A 19,307-nucleotide genomic window follows, 5' to 3' on the forward strand; every position below is an offset into this window, starting at 1 on the left:
TTGCGCGTCGATCCCTCGCGGTATGAGGAAAATCCCGCCGGTACCCTTATGACGCGCGAGGGCAGGCAAACCGGAAAACCGTCTGTCATGGCAAACCCCAGGCCCCCGGCTGAGCCTGCCTTTGCCAGTGGCCGTGACGGGTTAATTTTCCCGGTGTTCCATCCGTTTCGTAGGGATAGCCGAGTTGTTACTCGAAACCCATGTGCACGGATGAATCCCGATGAATGTTGAGAAGTCCCTGAAGCTCGCCCGCCGTTTCATTGAGCTGCCGGTGGAAAAGCGGCGGCTGTTTCTCGAAACCCTGGCCAGCGAGGGTATCGACTTTTCACAATTCCCGATCCCTGCGGACGTTGCCGTCGACGATCGCCATGCACTGTCCTATGCCCAGCAGCGCATGTGGTTTCTGTGGCAACTGGACCCACACGGTGCCGCCTACAACCTGCCCAGTGCGGTGGTGCTGAAAGGGGCGCTGGACACCTCGGCGGTACAGCGCGCGTTCGAGCAGGTACTGCAGCGACACCAGGCCCTGCGTACTGTGTTCCAGACCCAGGGTGACGAAGTGGTGCAAGTGGTGCAGCCAGCGGCCATCGTCATTGAAGAACACGACCTTCAGGCGCTGGCCGGCGGGGCCCGCGACGCCGCTGTAGCGCAAGCCGTCCGGGACGAAGCCGGTTTGCCCTTCGACCTCCAGCAGGGCCCGCTGTTTCGCGTACGCTTGTTGAAGCTGGCGGCACAGGAGCACGTGCTGCTGTTGACCCTGCACCATATCGTCGCCGATGGCTGGTCGATGAACGTGCTCATCCAGGAATTCGTCCACGGCTACGACGCCTTGGTTCGCGGGCAGGTGCCGGTGCTGCCTGAGTTGCCGATCCAGTACAGTGACTATGCGCTGTGGCAGCGGCGTTGGCTGGAGGCCGGGGAGCAGGCGCGACAGCTGGCTTACTGGCAGGCCAAGCTGGGCGACCAGCACCCGGTATTGCAGTTGCCTGCCGACTACCCGCGCCCGCTGCATGCCAGCCGCCAGGGCCAGCGCCTGCCCATCGCGGTGCCACAGGGCCTGAGCGAGCGCCTGGTGGGCCTGGCGCGTCAGCAAGGGGTCACCTTGTTCAGTGTGCTGTTGGCCGGTTTCAAGCTGCTTTTGCAACATTACAGTGGCCTGCAGGACATCCGTGTCGGAGTGCCGGTCGCCAACCGCAATCGCCAAGAAGTCGAGGGGCTGATTGGCGTATTCGTCAACACCCAGGTGTTGCGCACCGAGCTCGACCCGCAGATGTCCGTCGCCCAATTGCTGGCCGATATCCGCGAAACCACCCGCGCGGCCCAGAGCCACCAGGATTTGCCGTTCGAGCGTTTGGTCGAAGGCCTGCAAGTCGAGCGCAGCCTCAGCCATACGCCGTTGTTCCAGGTGTTGCACAACCATCAGGCGAACGTCGCCGACATCGGCGCCTTGCGCAGCGAATCAGGCCTTGAGCTGCACGTGCTGGAGCGCCACGAGCGCAGTGTCCAGTTCGAGCTCACCCTCGATACCGTGGAGCGCGACGGCCAGGTGCAGGCAGCCTTCACCTATGCCCGCGAATTGTTCGCCCCGGCCACCATCGAGCGTATGGCGAGCCATTGGCTGAACCTGTTGCAGGCCATGGCCGCCGACCCGCTGGCAGCCATCGGCGACTTGCAGCTGCTGGGTGCCGGCGAGCGGCAGCGGCTGCTGCAGGCCAGCCAACCGGCCTCCAGCGAGTTCGCCGTCGACAGCATACTTGCGCTGTTCGCCGCGCAGGTGGCGCAGCAGCCGCAGGCCCCGGCACTGGTGTTCGGCGACCGGCAACTGAGCTATGCCGAACTCGATGCCGATGCCAACCGGCTGGCACACCAACTGATCGAGTGGGGCGTCGGGCCTGAGGTACTGGTGGGTATTGCAGTCGAACGGTCGGTGGAGATGATCGTTGGCCTGCTGGCCATCCTCAAGGCCGGCGGTGCCTATGTGCCGTTCGACCCCGAATACCCGCAAGAGCGGCTTACCTACATGCTCGACGACAGCGGTGTTCAACTGCTGCTGACCCAGCAGGCGCTGCTGGCCCGTCTACCGCAGGACACACAAGTGCGCTACCTGGTACTCGACCAGGCAGCAGAGGAACTGGCGCGCTTCAGTACGACGGCTCCGCCTGCACAGCTGAATGCCGATAACCTGGCCTATGTCATCTATACCTCGGGCTCTACCGGGCGTTCGAAGGGTGTCACCATCAGCCATGGCGCCCTGGCCAACTACGTGCAGGCGGCCTTGCAGCGCCTGGCGCTGGGCCGGGTCGCGAGCATGGCGGTGGTTTCCACGCTGGCGGCCGACCTTGGCCACACCACCCTGTTCGGCGCACTGTGCAGCGGCAGCTGCCTGCATGTGATTGCCCTGGACATCAGCCTGGACGCCGAGCGTTTCGCCGCCTACATGCACGCACACGCTGTGGACGTGCTGAAAATTGTCCCTTCCCACCTGCAGGCATTGCTCGATGGCCCGCACCCGGCCCGGGCACTGCCACAGCGTGCGCTGGTGCTGGGCGGCGAGGCTTGCCCCGCCGGGCTGATGGCACAACTGGCGCAGCTGGCCCCGCACTGCACGCTGTTCAACCATTACGGCCCAACCGAAACCACCGTGGGCGCGCTCGCTGATGCGGTCGAGGCGCCACCGGCGACGGGGCGTGCGCCGCTTGGGCGGCCGTTGGCCAACATGCAGGCTTATGTGCTGGACGCTTCGCTGCAACCGCTGAGCACCGGCTGCCAGGGCGAGTTGTATCTTGCCGGCGCAGGGGTAGCGCGAGGCTATCACCGCCGCGCGGCGATGACGGCCGAACGCTTTGTGCCCAACCCGTTCGGTGCCGCCGGTACCCGCGTGTACCGTACCGGCGATCTGGCGCGGCAGCTGGCGAACGGCCAGGTCGATTACCTGGGGCGGGTCGACCATCAGGTAAAGATTCGCGGTTACCGGATCGAACTGGGTGAAATCACCGACACCCTCAAGCGCCAGCCCGGTGTGCACGACGCCGTGGCCGTTATCCGCGGCAGTGGCAGCGCGGCCCGCATCGTGGCCTACGTGGTCCCCGACAGCCAGTCTGATGCCCCGCAGGTGCTTGCCGAAGTACAAGCGGCGCTGGCCAGGCAGTTGCCGGACTATATGCTGCCGAGCCGCTTCATGGCATTGCCCGGCATGCCACTGACACTCAACGGCAAGCTCGATTTACGTGCCTTGCCGGTGCCTGACGAAGGCCCGGCACAGGCTTACCGTGCCCCGCAGACCACCTTGCAGCAGCAGCTGGCGCTGATCTGGCAGGACGTGCTGAACGTCGCCCAGGTAGGGCTTGACGACAACTTCTTTGCCCTGGGTGGGCATTCCCTGCTGGCGACGCAGATCATCGCCCGGGTCCGGCGCATCCTGGGGCGTGACGTACCGTTGCGCAGCCTTTTCGAAAGCAACTCGCTACAGGGCTTTGCCGAACAGGTAATGGGCGCTGGCGCGCAGCACGTCGAGCCGATCGCCGCGGTGCCGCGTGACCAGCCCCTGGTCGCGTCGCACGCCCAGCAGCGGCAATGGCTGTTCTGGCAGATGCAGCCGCACAGCACCGCCTACCACACACCTATGGTCGTGCGCCTGCGCGGCGAACTGGATCGTGCCGCATTGACCCAGGCCTTCGCGATCCTCTGCGAACGCCATGAAGCCTTCCGCACGACGTTCGTCGAGCGCGATGGCGTGCTGCTGCAGCGCATTCAGCCTGCGGGTGAATTACCGCTGGCCTGGGACCGACTGCCGGCAACGGCCGAGCTGGCACACATACAGGCTCAGGTACTGGCCGAGACCCAGCGGCTGTTCGACCTGGGCACCGGCCCGTTGTGGCGCGCCAAGGTGCTGCAGTTGGGCGAGCAGGACCAGTTCCTGGTGGTCACCTTGCACCACATCATTTCCGATGGTGGCTCGATGAGCGTGATGGTGCGTGAGTTCGTTGCCCTGTACCAGGCCCTGCACCGGGGCGAGGCGCCGGCATTGGCCAAGCTGCCGATCCAGTACGCCGATTACGCCGCCTGGCACAAGAACTGGTTCGACCAGGGCGAACTCCAGCGCCAGCTGGACTACTGGCGCGGGCAGCTGGGAAGCGAGCAGCCCATCCTGGAACTGCCAATCGACCACCCGCGCAGCGCGCTGAAAGACCACCGTCTGGGGCGCGTCGCATTCGCCCTGGACAGCGAACTGGCGCAGCGCTTGCGGCAGTTGGCGCGTGAGCATGAGCTGACCCTGTTCCAGCTGTTCCTCGGCGCTTTTGCCCTGTTGTTGCAACGCTACTGCGAACAACCCGATGTGCGCATCGGCATACCGGTGAGCAACCGCAGCCGGCAAGAGCTGGAAAACGTCCTGGGCTTTTTCGTCAATACCCTGGTCATGCGCGTCGAAGTCGACCCGGCGATGAGCGGCGCAGCGCTGCTCAGCCAGGTCAAGGCTACGGCACTGGCCGGGCAGGCGCATCAGGACCTGCCGTTCGACCGCCTGGTAGAAGCCTTGAACCCGCAACGCTCGCTGGACCGTAACCCGCTGTTCCAGGTGATGTACAACCACCTCAGCATTGCCGGCCAACAGGTGGGCAGCACCAGCCTGGCAGGTTTGCATGCCGAGGAAATGACCCTGCAGGGTGGCACCGCGCAATTCGACCTGACCCTGGAAACGCTGGAGACCGACGCGGCGATCAACGTGTCGTTCCTCTACGCTGCCGAGCTGTTCGAAGCCGCTACCCTGCAACGCATGGCTGAGCACTGGTGCAATTTGCTGCGCGGCCTGGCCGCCGACCCAGGCCAGGCTGTCGGCGAGCTGCCGTTGCTGGCGCCGCAGGAGCAGGCGGCCCTGTTGCAGGGCTGGCAACGGGTGGGGCTCGCGGCTGCGCCGGCGGCGGTTCACCAGCTGATTGCCGAACAGGCCCGGCGCCAACCGCAAGCGGTAGCGTTGCTGGTCGGCGACCAGCAACTGAGCTACGGCCAGCTCGAGGCCCGGGCCAACCAGTTGGCACATCGCCTGCGGGCGCTGGGTGTCGGCCCCGACGTGCTGGTGGGCATCGCCCTGGAGCGTTCGCTCGACATGGTTGTCGGCTTGCTGGGCATTCTCAAGGCCGGTGGCGCGTTCCTGCCGCTTGATCCTCAGTACCCGACAGAGCGCCTGGCCTACATGATGCAGGACAGCGGCATCGACCTGTTGCTCAGTCACAGCCGGGTGCTGCCGGGCCTGGACGTGCAGGCCGGCATTCGTACGCTGCTGCTCGACCAACTGGGTGAGCAGCCGGGCGCCGAACAGGCGCCCACCGTGGCATTGAGCCCACAAAACCTGGCCTACGTGATCTACACCTCGGGTTCTACCGGCCAGCCCAAAGGCGTTGCGGTTGCACACGGGCCGCTGGCCATGCACTGCCTGGCCACTGGCCAATGGTACGAAATGACCCCGGCGGACCGTGAGCTGCATTTCCTGTCGTTTGCCTTCGACGGTGCCCATGAACGCTGGCTGACCTCGCTGGTCATGGGTGGCAGCCTGCTGCTGCGCGACGATGAGCTGTGGAGCCCCGAGCGCACCTACGAGGAGATACGCCGGCATGGGGTGACCATGGCCGGATTCCCGCCGGCCTACCTGCAACAGCTGGCTGAGCATGCGGCGCATGCCGGTAACCCTCCACCGGTTCGTCTTTACAGCTTTGGCGGCGATGCCATGCCGCGGGCGACTTACGAGCGGGTGCAGCAAAGCCTGCAACCCCAGGTGATGATCAATGGGTATGGCCCCACCGAGACCGTGGTCACGCCGATGGTCTGGCGTACCCGCGCCGGGGATCATTGCGACAGCGCCTATGCACCGATCGGCCAGCCTGTCGGCGAGCGCAGTGCGTGTGTGCTGGACGCCGCCCTCGGCCTGCTGCCAGCAGGCGTGGCCGGGCAGCTGTACCTGGGCGGTGCCGGCCTGGCCCGCGGCTACCTGGGGCGCCCGGGCCTGACAGCCGAGCGCTTCGTGCCCGACCCGTTTGGCACCGAGGGTGCGCGTCTGTACCGCACCGGTGACCAGGTTTGCCTGCGCGCCGACGGGCAGTTTGATTACCTGGGACGAATCGATAACCAGGTAAAAATCCGCGGCTTCCGTGTCGAGCTGGGCGAAATCGAGGCGTGCCTGCTGGCCTGCGCTGAGGTGCGCGAGGCCGTGGTGGTGGCCGTGGACGGCCCAAGCGGCAAGCAGCTGGCGGCTTACCTGGTGCTGGCCGATAGCATTGCCGCACACGGGCCGGCCGAGCAGCGCGAGCAGCTGAAGGCGGCGCTGCGCCAGAGCCTGCCGGACTACATGCTGCCGACCCACTGGCTGGTGCTTGAGCAACTGCCGTTGCTGCCCAACGGCAAGCTCGACCGCAAAGCACTGCCGGCACCCGACTTCAGCGCCCTGCAGCAGGCCTACGTGGCGCCACGCAATGCCCTGGAGCAGCGTCTTGCCGCGTTGTGGCAGCGCGTGCTGAAGCTCCCGCAGGTGGGCGTGAGTGACAACTTCTTCGAGCTTGGGGGCGACTCGATCATCTCGATCCAGCTGGTCAGTCGGGCGCGTCAGGACGGCCTGCTTTTCAGTGCCCGTGATCTGTTCGAGCATCAGACCGTGGCCGCACTGGCCAGCGTTGCCCAAGTCGGTGCATGCGAAGCGCAGGCCGACCAGGGGCCGCTCAGCGGCGAGCAGGAGCTGCTACCTGTACACCAGCTGTTCTTTGCCCAGGCGATTCCGGCACGTCACCACTGGAACCAGTCGGTACTGCTTGAGCCACGGCAGCCCTTGAGCGCCGCAAGCCTGGAACAGGCGCTGCAAACTATGGTCGATCACCATGACGTCTTACGCCTGAGTTTTGCAGCCGCCGATGACGGCTGGAAGGCGCACTACCGCAGCCCCGCACAGTGCGCCCAGGCGGCACTGCTGTGGCAGGCCGCGGTGGATGATGAAGGGGGGCTGCATACGTTGCTCGAGCAAGCACAGCGCAGCCTTGACCTGGAAAACGGGCCATTGCTGCGCGCGCTGCTCGCAACGCTGGCGGACGGCAGCCAGCGCTTGCTGTTGGTCGTTCATCATCTGGTGGTGGACGGGGTGTCATGGCGCATCCTGCTGGAGGACCTGCAACAGGCCTACGCTGCCGTGCTTGCGGGTGACCAGCCGAACCTGCCCGCCAAGAGCCATTCCATGCAGGCATGGGCCAAGCGCTTGCAGGGGCATGCAGCGTACATGCAGGGCCAGCTTGGCTACTGGTGCGAGCAGTTGCAGGGGCGCGCCGCACTGCCACGTCGGCAGGTCAGCGACCTGGCCGCAGCCAATCAGCAGTGCCACGCCCACACGGTTTACAGCCGCCTGGACCGCGCATGGACCGAGCGGCTGCTGCGCGAGGCGCCGGCAGCCTACCGCACACGTGTCAACGACCTGCTGCTTGCAGCCCTGGTGCGGGTGATTGCAGGCTGGACCGGGCGCGACGAAGTGTCGGTGCTGCTGGAAGGTCATGGCCGTGAAGCACTGTTCGACGACCTGGACCTCAGCCGCACACTGGGATGGTTCACCACGGTGTTCCCGCTGAAGCTGGCGGTGCCCAGTGAGCGTTCCCACACCTTGAAGCAGGTCAAGCAGCACCTGCACAGCATTCCCGACAACGGCATCGGTTTCGGGGTGCTGGGCCAATGGGGCAGCGCCGAGGCGCGCCAGCAGTTGGGCCATGCACCGCTGCCGGAAATCACCTTCAACTACCTGGGCCAGTTCGATGGCAGCTTCGATCAGGCCGAAGCGCTGTTCGTGCCGGCCAAGGAAGACAAGGGCGCCGATCACGACGCGCAGGCGCCGCTGGGCAACCTGTTGAGCCTCAATGGCCAGGTGTACGGCGGTGAGCTGAGCCTGGGCTGGACGTTCAGTCGCGAGTTGTTCGATAGCGCCACCCTTGAGCGTCTGGCCGCCGATTACACCCGCGAGTTGCAGGCGTTGATCGAGCACTGCTGCACACCGGGGGTGTGCGGTGTAACGCCGTCCGACTTCCCGCTGGCGCGCCTGTCGCAGATCCAGCTGGACCAACTGCCCGTGCCGGCGGCCGAGATCGCCGACCTCTATCCGCTGGCGCCGATGCAGCAGGGCATGCTGTTCCACGCCTTGTACGAGCAGCAGGCGGGGGATTACGTGAACCAGATGCGCGTCGATGTCGATGGCCTGGATGTCGAGCGTTTCCGCCGTGCCTGGGAGGCCGTGCTGCAGCGCCACGATATCCTGCGCACGCAGTTCCACTGGGAGCACGAGCAGGCTCTGCAGGTGGTACGCAAACACGTTGAACTGCCGTTCGTGGTGCACGACTGGCAGGGGCGCGAAGGCCTTGAGGCTGCCCTCGAGCAACTGGCAGTCGACCAGCGTCAGCAGGGCTTCGACCTCAGCCAGGCGCCATTGCTGCGCCTGGCGCTGGTGCGCACTGGTCCGGCCCGACAGCACTTGCTCTATACCAGCCATCACATCCTCATGGATGGCTGGAGCAACTCCCAGCTGTTGGGCGAAGTGCTGCACCAGTACGCCCTGCTGGGCGACGGTCAGCTCTCGGCATTGCCACCGGTCACCAGCCGTTACAGCGATTACATCGGCTGGCTGGGCCGGCAGGACGCCGCTGCCGGTGAAGCGTTCTGGAAAGACTGCCTGCGCGACCTGCAAGGGCCCACCCGGCTGGCGCAGGCCATTGCCTACGAAGCCCAGGCCGAAGCCGGGCAGGGCTACGCCGAGCATGTGCAGGTGATCGATGCCGCCACCACCGGGCAGCTGGTGGCACTGGCGCGCCAACACAAGGTCACCCTCAACACCTTGCTGCAGGGTGCCTGGCTGTTGCTGCTGCAACGCTATACCGGGCAGGACAGCGTCACGTTCGGGGCCACGGTTGCCGGGCGCCCGGCTGCGCTCAAGGGCATCGAGCAGCAGGTGGGCCTGTTCATCAACACCTTGCCGGTCACTGCCAGCCCGGCCCCGCAGCTACCGTTCGCGCAATTCCTGCAGCAGTTGCAGGCGCAGAACGTGGCCATGCGCGAGTTCGAACACACCCCGCTGTTCGACATCCAGCGCTGGAGCGGGCAGGGCGGCGAGGCCCTGTTCGACAACATCCTGGTCTTCGAGAACTACCCCGTTTCCGAAGCGCTGCAGCAGGGTACCCCGGCAGGCTTGAGCTTCGGCGAGGTCTACAGCCGCGAACAGACACATTACCCGCTGACCCTGTCGATCAGCCAAGGGCAGACTTTGCAGTTGCACTACAGCCATGCGCTGGAGCATCTGCAGCGCCCGGCGCTGGCTGCGCTGGCCGACAACTTCCAGCATGTGCTGCAGCAGTGCCTGAGCTTGCCGCTGGACAGCTGCCTGGGCGCGTTCTGCCTGGTAGCCCCTGCCACCCGCGAAGGGCTGTTGCAGCACGTCAACCAGACGGCTACCGATTACCCGCTGCAGCACAGTTATGCCGAGCTGTTCGAAGCGCAGGTGGCCCGTACCCCGCAGGCGGTCGTTGCGCGCTGCGGCGACCGGCACTACAGCTACAGCGAGCTCAACCGCCTTGCCAACCGTGTGGCCCATGGGCTGATTGCCCTGGGGGTCGGGCCTGACCAGCCAGTGGCCTTGCTGGCGCAGCGCAGCCTTGAGCTGCTGGGCATGATGGTGGGCACCTTCAAGGCCGCCGCCGGCTACCTGCCACTGGACCCTGGCCTGCCACAACAACGCCTGAGCCATATTGTCGCCTTGAGCCGCACCCCGGTGTTGCTCTGCACCGAGGCGTGCCAGGCGCAGGCCGAGGCCTTGCTGGACGCATTGGACGAGGCACGGCGGCCGCAGCTGTTGGTGCTGGAAACCCTCGACCGGCCTGACAGCGCCGAGCACGATCCGCAGCGCTACAGTGGCCCGCAGCACCTGGCGTACGTGATCTACACCTCGGGTTCGACCGGGCAGCCCAAAGGGGTGATGGTCGAGCAGGCGGGCATGCTCAACAACCAGCTGAGCAAGGTGCCATACCTGGGCCTGGGGCCGGACGACGTGATCGCCCAGACCGCGTCGCAAAGCTTCGACATTTCGGTGTGGCAGTTCCTTGCAGCGCCACTGTTTGGTGGCTGTGTGCAGATTATGCCGAACGAACTGGCGCATGATCCCGAAGCACTGCTGCAGCAGGTGCGCGAGCAGCGCATCAGTGTGCTCGAGAGCGTGCCGTCGTTGATCCAGGGTATGTTCCAGGCCCCGGCCGTTACCCTGCCGTCGCTGCGCTGGATGCTGCCCACCGGCGAAGCGCTGGCGCCGGAAACCGCACGTCAATGGTTGCAGCGCTATCCCGATGTCGGGCTGGTCAATGCCTATGGTCCGGCTGAATGTTCCGATGACGTGGCGTTCTTCCGCGTCGACCTGGCGAGCACGCAAGGCGTGTACCTGCCCATTGGCAGCCCCACCGACAACAACCGCCTGTATGTGCTGGACGCCGCATTGGAGCTGGCGCCGCTGGGCGTCACCGGAGAGCTGTGCGTGGCAGGAACCGGCGTGGGCCGTGGCTATGTCGGCGACCCACTGCGTACCGCCCAGGCCTTTATTCCGCACCCTTGCGGGGCGCCCGGCGAGCGCCTGTACCGCACTGGCGACCTGGCCCGGCGCCGTGCCGACGGCGTGCTGGAGTACGTCGGCCGGGTCGATCACCAGGTCAAGATCCGCGGTTTCCGTATCGAGCTGGGCGAAATCGAAGCCGCGTTGCTCGACAGCGATCAGGTACGCGAGGCGGTGGTGATGGCTCAGCCTGGCGCCAACGGGCCGCAGTTGGTGGCCTATTGCGTGGCTGAAGACGCGGTGGCTGCCGACGCGCTCAAGCAACAGCTCAAAGCCAGCCTGAAAGCCCGTCTGCCCGACTACATGGTACCCGTGCACTGGGTGCTGATGGCGCGCCTGCCGTTGACGCCGAACGGCAAGGTAGACCGCAAGGCGCTGCCGCTGCCGGACATGAGTCAGGCACGCCAGGCCTATGTTGCCCCGCGCAGTGAACTGGAGCAGCAGCTGGCCGCGATCTGGCAGGACGTGCTCAAGCTTGAGCAGGTGGGGCTGGACGACAACTTCTTCGAACTGGGTGGCGATTCGATCGTTTCCATCCAGGTGGTCGGGCGCGCCCGCCAGGCCGGCATCGCCTTCAGCCCCAAGGATGTTTTCGAGCAGCAGACGGTGCAGGGCCTGGCGCGTGTCGCTCGGCGGGGTGCCGCTCAGCAGCAGATCGACCAGGGCCCGGTCAGCGGTGAGCTGCACCTGCTGCCGGCCCAGGCCGAATTCTTCGCGCTGGCTATTCCCGAGCGCCATCACTGGAACCAGTCGGTGCTGCTGGACGCCCTGCAGCCGCTGGATGCCGACCGGCTGGAACACGCCCTGCACCAGTTGGTGGTGCACCACGACGGCTTGCGCCTGAAGTTCGACGAAAGCGAACAGGGCTGGCGCGCCAGCTTCGGCGAAGCGCACGTGCGCCACGCGCTGTTGTGGCAGCGTGACTGTGCCGATGCGCAGGCGCTGGAGGCACTGTGCGACCAGGCCCAGGCCAGCCTGTGCCTGGGCAATGGCGACCTGGTGCGTGCGGTGCTGGTAACGCAGCCGGGCGAGTGCCAGCGCTTGTTGCTGGTGATCCATCACCTGTTGGTCGACGGGGTGTCCTGGCGGATCCTGCTGGAAGACCTGCAGCGTGCTTATCGTCAATGCGTGGCGGGCCAAACGGTGGTGCTGCCGGCCAAGACCAGTTCGCTCAGGGACTGGGCCGGGCAGTTGCAAGCCTATGCTGGCAGCGAAGGGCTTGGCAGCGAGCTGGCGTACTGGCAGGCGCAGTTGCAGCACGACCACGCCGAGCTGCCCTGCGACCACCCGGGTGCCGGGCAACAACGCCGACGTGCGCGCACGGTCAGCACGCAACTCGACCGCGAAGTGACCCGGCAGCTTCTGCAAGAGGCGCCCGCCACCTATCGTACTCAGGTCAACGACTTGCTGCTGACTGCGCTGGCGCGCGTGGTGGGTCGCTGGAGCGGCCAGGCCGCGACGCTGATTCAGCTGGAAGGGCATGGTCGCGAAGAACTGTCCGCCGACCTTGACCTCAGCCGAACCGTCGGCTGGTTCACCAGCCTGTACCCGGTGTGCCTGCGCGTCGAGGGCGAGCTGGGCGCGTCGATCAAGCAGGTCAAGGAGCAGTTGCGCGCCATCCCCAACAAAGGCCTGGGTTACGGTGTGCTGCGTTACCTTGGCAGTGACGAGCAGCGTCAGGCCCTGCAAGGCCTGGCAACACCACGTATCACCTTCAACTACCTGGGGCAGTTCGACGCCAGCTTCGATGGCGCCGGCGATGCCTTGCTGCAACCTTCCCGGCTGGGCGTCGGCGCCGAACAGAGTGCTGACGCGCCGCTGGAAAACTGGCTCAGCCTCAATGGCCAGGTCTATGGCGGCGAGCTGCGCATGGGCTGGACGTTCAGCCTCGACCTGTTCGACGAACAGACCGTGCAACGCCTGGCGGACGATTACGGGCGCGAGCTGCGCAGCCTGGTCGAGCATTGCCTGCAGGCCAACGAGGCCGGTGAACAGGGCATGACACCTTCGGACTTCCCGCTGGCGGGCCTCAGCCAGGCCCAGCTCGATGCGTTGCCGGTACCGGCGGCGCAAGTCGAAGACATCTACGCGCTGTCGCCGATGCAGCAAGGCATGCTGTTCCACTCGCTGTACGAGCAAGGCAGCGGTGACTACATCAACCAGATGCGTGCCGATGTGCAGGGGCTGGATGCCGAACGCCTGCGGGCCGCCTGGCAGGCAGTCTACGACCGCCACGAGGTACTGCGTGCCAGTGTGCTGTGGCAGGGCCAGCAGCAACCGTTGCAGGTGATCCACAAGCACCTGGCCGTGGCGCTGGTGTACCAGGACTGGCGCGAGCGACGGGAGCTGCCCACCGCGCTCGACCAGCTGGCCAACGCCGAACGCCTGCGCGGGTTCGACCTGGGCAAGGCGCCGCTGCAGCGCATCCAGGTCATCCGCATTGGCGACGATCGCTACCACCTGATCGATACCAACCATCACATCCTCATGGACGGATGGAGCTATTCGCAGCTGCTGGGGGAGGTACTCGAACAATACGGTGCCCAGGCCCGCGGCGAGCCTCGCCCAGAGGCGCCGGCAGGGCGCTACCGCGATTACATCGGCTGGTTGCAGCGCCAGGATGCGCAGGCCAGCGAGCAGTTCTGGAAAGCCCGCCTGGCGGACCTGGAACAGCCCACACTGCTCAGCCGCAGCCTGGCGACCGGCCAGCCATTGGCCGAAGCCGACGTGGCCGGGCAGGGGCAGGTTGTCTTGCTGCGTGATCGCCAGCAAACCCGCCAGCTCAGCGATTTCGCCCGGCAGCACAAGGTCACCCTCAACACCTTGATGCAAGGGGCCTGGTTGTTGCTGTTGCAGCGTTATACCGGGCAGGCGGCGGTCGCATTCGGTGTCACCGTAGCGGGCCGTCCTGCCGAGCTGCGCGGTGTCGAAGCGCACATCGGGCTGTTCATCAACACCTTGCCGGTGGTTGCCAGCCCGCGCCCGGAACAACCCGTGGTGCAATGGCTGCAAGCGTTGCAAAGCCTCAACCTGCAATTGCGTGAACACGAACACACGCCGTTGTTCGAGATCCAGCGCTGGGCCGGTCACGGCGGCGAGGGGCTGTTCGACAGCATCATGGTGTTCGAGAACTACCCGGTCTCGGAGATCCTCCAGCAAACGGCACCCGAGGGACTGCGTTTCGATGCGGTGCACAACCATGAGCAGGCCAACTACCCATTGACCCTGGCGGTCAACCAGGGCGAGACGCTGTCGGTGACCTTCGGCTACGACCGTGGCTGCTTCGCTGCCGCACTGGTCGAGCAACTGGCTGGGCACCTGCGACAGTTGCTGGAGCAGATTGTCGAGGCCTCGGCGCACCAGGCGCTGGGCAGCCTGACGCTGCTCGATGCGCAACAGCAGCAGGCCACCTTCGCCCAGTGGAACCCGGCCCCCGCCGAGCACCCGGCCGACCAGGCCCTGCACAGCCGGATCGAGGCCCAGGTGCAGCGCACCCCCGATGCCATCGCCGTCACCTGCGAGGGCCAGGCCCTGAGCTATGCCCAGCTCAACCAGCGCGCCAACGCCCTGGCCCGGCGCCTGGTCGACGACGGGGTCGGGCCCGACGTGCTGGTCGGCCTGGCTGCCGAGCGCTCGCTGGACATGGTCGTCGGCATCTTCGCCATCCTCAAGGCCGGCGGTGCCTACGTGCCGCTGGACCCGGCCTACCCGGCCGACCGTTTGGCCTACATGATCGAAGACAGCGGCCTGCAGCGCCTGCTGGCCCAGCCCCAGGTGCTGGCCAGCCTGCCGGTGCCGGCAGGCGTGCGCGTGCTCAGCCTGGAAAGCAACGATGACAGCACCCAGGCCGACCCGCTGGCCTGCTCGCCGGTCACGGTCAGCCCGGACAACCTCGCCTACGTGATCTACACCTCCGGTTCCACCGGCAACCCCAAGGGCGTACTGCTGCCGCAGCGCAACGTGCTGCGCCTGTTCACGGCCACCGACGCCGACTTCCGCTTCGCCAGCGACGACGTGTGGAGCCTGTTCCACTCCTATGCCTTCGACTTCTCGGTGTGGGAAATCTTCGGCGCCCTGCTGTACGGCGGGCGCCTGGTGATCGTGCCGCAGCACACCAGCCGCTCGCCCGAGGCCTTCTACCAGTTGCTGGCCGATGAACAGATCACGGTGCTGAACCAGACCCCGTCGGCGTTCAAGCAACTGATGGCGGTGGCCACCACGGCCGAGCCGCAGCGGCCGCTGGCACTGCGCAGCGTGGTGTTCGGGGGCGAGGCGCTGGACGTCAACAGCCTGGCACCGTGGTTCGAACACTTCGGCGACCGCCAGCCGCAGCTGGTGAACATGTACGGCATCACCGAAACCACCGTGCATGTCAGCTACCGGCCGCTGTCGCTGGCTGACCTGGGCAAGGCGGCCAGCAGCCCGATGGGCGTGCCGATCCCCGACCTGTCCTGGTATGTGCTCGACGGCGACCTGAACCCGGTAGCCAAAGGCTGCATCGGTGAGCTGTACGTGGGCCGCGCCGGCCTGGCACGCGGCTACCTCAAGCGCAGCGAACTGAGCGCCACGCGCTTCGTGCCGGACCCGTTCGGTGCCCCTGGCGGGCGCCTGTACCGCACCGGTGACCTGGCGCGCTACCACGCCGACGGGGTGATCGAATACGCCGGGCGCATCGACCACCAGGTGAAGATCCGCGGCTTCCGCATCGAGCTGGGCGAGATCGAAGCCCGCCTGCAGGCCCAGCCGCAGGTGCGCGAGGCCCTGGTGCTGGCCCAGGAAGGCGCGACCGGCCAGCAGTTGGTGGCCTACCTGATACCCGCTGCCGAGGTAGCGCTGGAGCAGCACGCCGGGCTGCGCGCGCAGTTGCGCGAACAGCTGAAGGAAGCGCTGCCGGACTACATGGTCCCGGCGCACCTGTTGCTGCTCGACCGGTGGCCGCTGACGGCCAACGGCAAGCTCGACCGCAAGGCCCTGCCCAAGGCCGATGCCAGCCTGTTGCAGCAAGGTTATCGCGCCCCGCGTTGCGAGCTTGAACAGCAGCTGGCAGCCATCTGGCAGGACGTGCTCAAGCTTGAGCAAGTGGGCCTGGACGACCACTTCTTCGAACTGGGCGGCCACTCGCTGCTGGCCGTCAGCGTGGTTTCGCGGGTGCAACTGGAACTCGGCCTGAGCCTGACCCCGCAACTGATTTTCCAGCACCCGACCCTGGCGAGCTTCGCCGAACAGCTGGCCCAGGCATCTGCGCCGGCGGACACACAAACACTCAGCAAGCTGTCGGCTCTGCTGGACGAAATGGAGGAGGTGTGATGGACACCGCAGTCGCCACGAAAATTGCCCAGCGCTTCATCAATCTGCCGCTGGAAAAGCGTCGCCAATACCTGCAGAAAATGCTTGAAGAAGGCGTGTCCCCGGCCAACCTGCCCATTCCGCTGGTGCGCGACGACACCACCGTGGTGCCGTTGTCGTTTGCCCAGGAGCGCCAATGGTTCCTGTGGCAGATGGAGCCCCAGGGCACTGCCTACAACATCGGGGTCAGCCTGCGCCTGCATGGCCCGCTGAACCTGCAGGCCTTGCAAGGCAGTTTCGATACGCTGCTGGCGCGGCACGAGAGCTTGCGCACCACGTTCACCCATGACAGCCGCGACGGTGGCCCGCGCCAGCAAATCGCCCCACAGCTGACGGTAGCGATCGAATGCCGTGAGCGCGGCGTGGGCGATGAGCAGGCGCAGATTCAGGCCTTCGTCGAAGCCCACCGTGAGCAGCCGTTCGACCTGCAACACGGCCCCGTGTTGCGCGTGGCGTTGCTGCGCCTGGCGGCCGAGGACCATGTGCTCAGCCTGGTGGTGCACCACATCGCCGCTGACGGCTGGTCGCTGAAGGTCATGGTCGACGAACTGCTGCAGGGTTACAGCGCCTGTTGCCGAGGGCATGCCGTGGCTGTTCGGCCGCTGCCCATCCAGTACGCCGACTATGCCATCTGGCAACGGCGCTGGATGGAGGCCGGTGAACGCGAGCGGCAGCTGGCCTATTGGCAAGCGCAACTGGGTGGCCAGCAGCCGGTGCTGGAACTGCCGACCGATCGGCCCCGCCCGGGGCTGATGAGCTACCGCGGCGCACGACACGACTTCAGCTTGCCGGCCGAACTGTGCCAACGCCTGCAAGACCTGGCCCGCCACGAAGGGGTGACCTTGTTCGTGCTGTTGCTGGCCGCGTTCCAGGCCTTGCTGCAGCGCTACAGCGGGCAGCAGGACATTCGCGTGGGTGTGCCCATCGCTAACCGCAACCGGGTAGAAACCGAAGGGTTGATCGGGTTTTTCGTCAACACCCAGGTGCTGCGCGCGCAAATCGAGCCGCAGCAGACCTTCCGCGCGCTGTTGCAGCAAGCCCGCCAGGCCGCCAGCGACGCCCAGGCCCATCAAGAGCTGCCGTTCGAACAACTGGTCGAAGCCTTGCAGCCGGGGCGCAGCCTGAGCCACAGCCCGTTGTTCCAGGTCATGTTCAACCACCAGCGCCAGGGCAATGGCCAGCAGGCCGCCAGCGACACAGCGCTGCGTATCGAGGCGTTGCCTGGTGAAACGCGCACCGCGCCGTTTGACCTCACCCTGGAAACCTTCGAAGCGCCAGGGCAGATCGGCGCTTCTTTGAACTACGCCACCGATCTGTTCGATGCCACGACCGTGGCGCGCATGGCCGGGCACTGGGTGCAATTGCTGGACGGCATCGTGGCCGACGCGGGCCAGCGAATCGCCGCGTTGCCACTGCTCAGCGACAGCGAGCTGGACGTGATCGGGCAAGCCTGGAATGACACGGCGGTGCCGGTTGCCGACGCCTGCATTCAGCACTTGATCGAGCAGCGTGCCGATGCCACGCCGCATGCACCGGCGGTGCAGTTCGAAGACCAGACACTGAGCTACCAGCAGCTCAACGAACACGCCAACCGCCTGGCCTGGCGCCTGATCGAAGGCGGCGTAGGGCCGGACGTCAAGGTCGGGGTGGCCCTCGAACGCTCGCCACAGATGCTCGTCGCGTTGTTGGCCGTGCTCAAGGCCGGGGGTGCCTATGTACCGCTGGACCCTCATTACCCGGACGAGCGGCTGGCCTACATGATGGAGGACAGCGGCATCAGGCTGCTGCTGACCCAACCTTCGCTACAGGCACGCCTGCCGATACCGGTCACGGTTCAGTGCCTGTTGCTGGCGCCCGAGCACCTGCTGGGCAGTGGCTGCAACGCGGCAGCCTACGGTGTGCACAACCCGCAGCTGCAACTGTCGGCCGAGCACCTTGCCTACATGATCTACACCTCGGGCTCCACCGGCAGGCCAAAAGGGGTGATGGTGCCCCACGGCGCCCTGGTCAACTTCATCGCCAGCATGGCCAAGGCGCCGGGGCTGGCTACCGGCGATCGCCTGTTGTCGTTGACCACGTTCTCGTTCGATATCTTCGGGCTGGAGGTGTACCTGCCGCTGGTGCAGGGTGCCTGCGTGGTCCTGGCCGGTCCGGATACCGCACAGGACCCGCAGCGGGTACTGGAGCTGGTCGCGCGGCAGGCGGTGACCGTGTTGCAGGCCACCCCTTCGACCTGGCGCATGCTGCTATACAGCGGCCGCGGTGAGGTGCTGGCGGGCTGCACGAAGTTATGTGGCGGTGAAGCGCTGAGCGATGACCTGGCGCAGCGGCTGCTGGCCCTGGGCGGGCCGTTGTGGAACCTGTACGGGCCGACCGAAACCACCATCTGGTCAGCGCTGCATCGCTTGCAGCCCGCCAGGCCGCAGGCGTTGCTCGGCAGGCCGTTGGACAATACCCGGCTCTACCTGCTGGGTGAGGACCTGGCGCCGGTACCCGTTGGCGTTGCCGGCGAGCTGCTGATTGGCGGGGCGGGGCTGGCGCGCGGGTATTACCAGCGGCCTGGGCTGACCGCCGAGCGTTTCGTCCCCGACCCGTTCGCCGAGAACGGTGAGCGGCTGTACCGTACCGGCGACCTGGCACGCTATCGGGCCGATGGTGTGGTGGAGTACCTCGGGCGAATCGACCAGCAGGTGAAGATTCGTGGCTATCGTATTGAACTCGGTGAAATCGAGGCACAACTGGCGCGTCATCCCGCCATTCGCGAAGCGGCGGTGGTCGCCCGGCCGGGGCCTGGGGGCCAGCAGCTGGTGGCTTACCTGGTGCCGCAAGACCTGGCCGTGGTCGACGATGGGCAAACGCGCGAGGCACTGGGCGAGGCGCTGAAGCGGCAACTGCGCAGCGCGTTGCCGGAGTACATGGTGCCGACCTGGACGACGTTCGTCGCGACCTTCCCCCATACCCCCAATGGCAAGCTTGACCGCAACCGGCTGCCTGCCCCCGACCTGAGTGTCGCCCGGGTGGCCTACCTGGCACCGCAGAGCGAGCTGCAGCAGCAAGTGGCGCAGATCTGGCAGGAGGTACTGCACGTCGATCAGGTCGGCCTTGCCGACAACTTCTTCGACCTCGGCGGGCATTCGCTGCTGGCCACCCAGGTCACCGTGCGCCTGCGTGAGCAGTTGAAGCTGGAAACAGCAGTCAAGGCGCTGTTCACCACCCACGACCTGCAAGCCTACTGCGCCGAGATCGCAGTCGCCCCGCCGCAAACCCAGGCGGTCAACGATGCCTTGGCTAAATCCTTGGAGGCCCTCAAACGTCTATCAGCCGAAGATCTGGAAAATCTGATCTCTTGACAGGG

At 66.2% G+C, this 19,307-nt stretch carries 2 protein-coding genes; both read left to right on the forward strand.

What is annotated here, in order from left to right; genetic code table 11:
• Nucleotides 1-220: 220 nt before the first annotated feature.
• Nucleotides 221-15,913, forward strand: a complete 15,693-nt coding sequence (locus tag ACE4QZ_RS10465; RefSeq protein WP_410480439.1) for a non-ribosomal peptide synthase/polyketide synthase — start codon at nucleotides 221-223, stop codon at nucleotides 15,911-15,913.
• Nucleotides 15,913-19,302 (forward strand): amino acid adenylation domain-containing protein, encoded by a 3,390-nt coding sequence (locus tag ACE4QZ_RS10470; protein WP_410480440.1) that lies wholly within the window; start codon nucleotides 15,913-15,915, stop codon nucleotides 19,300-19,302. The genes ACE4QZ_RS10465 and ACE4QZ_RS10470 overlap by 1 nt, the downstream gene beginning before the upstream one ends.
• Nucleotides 19,303-19,307: the final 5 nt, after the last annotated feature.

The sequence above is a fragment of the Pseudomonas sp. DCA-1 genome (genome assembly GCF_046523955.1).
Taxonomy (GTDB): domain Bacteria; phylum Pseudomonadota; class Gammaproteobacteria; order Pseudomonadales; family Pseudomonadaceae; genus Aquipseudomonas; species Aquipseudomonas putida_Y.

What these genes read in the sequence shown, in the direction of transcription:
- ACE4QZ_RS10465 (WP_410480439.1), top strand. Translation starts at nt 221, where the DNA reads ATGAATGTTGAGAAGTCCCTGAAGCTCGCCCGCCGTTTCATTGAGCTG.
- ACE4QZ_RS10470 (WP_410480440.1), top strand. Translation starts at nt 15,913, where the DNA reads ATGGACACCGCAGTCGCCACGAAAATTGCCCAGCGCTTCATCAATCTG.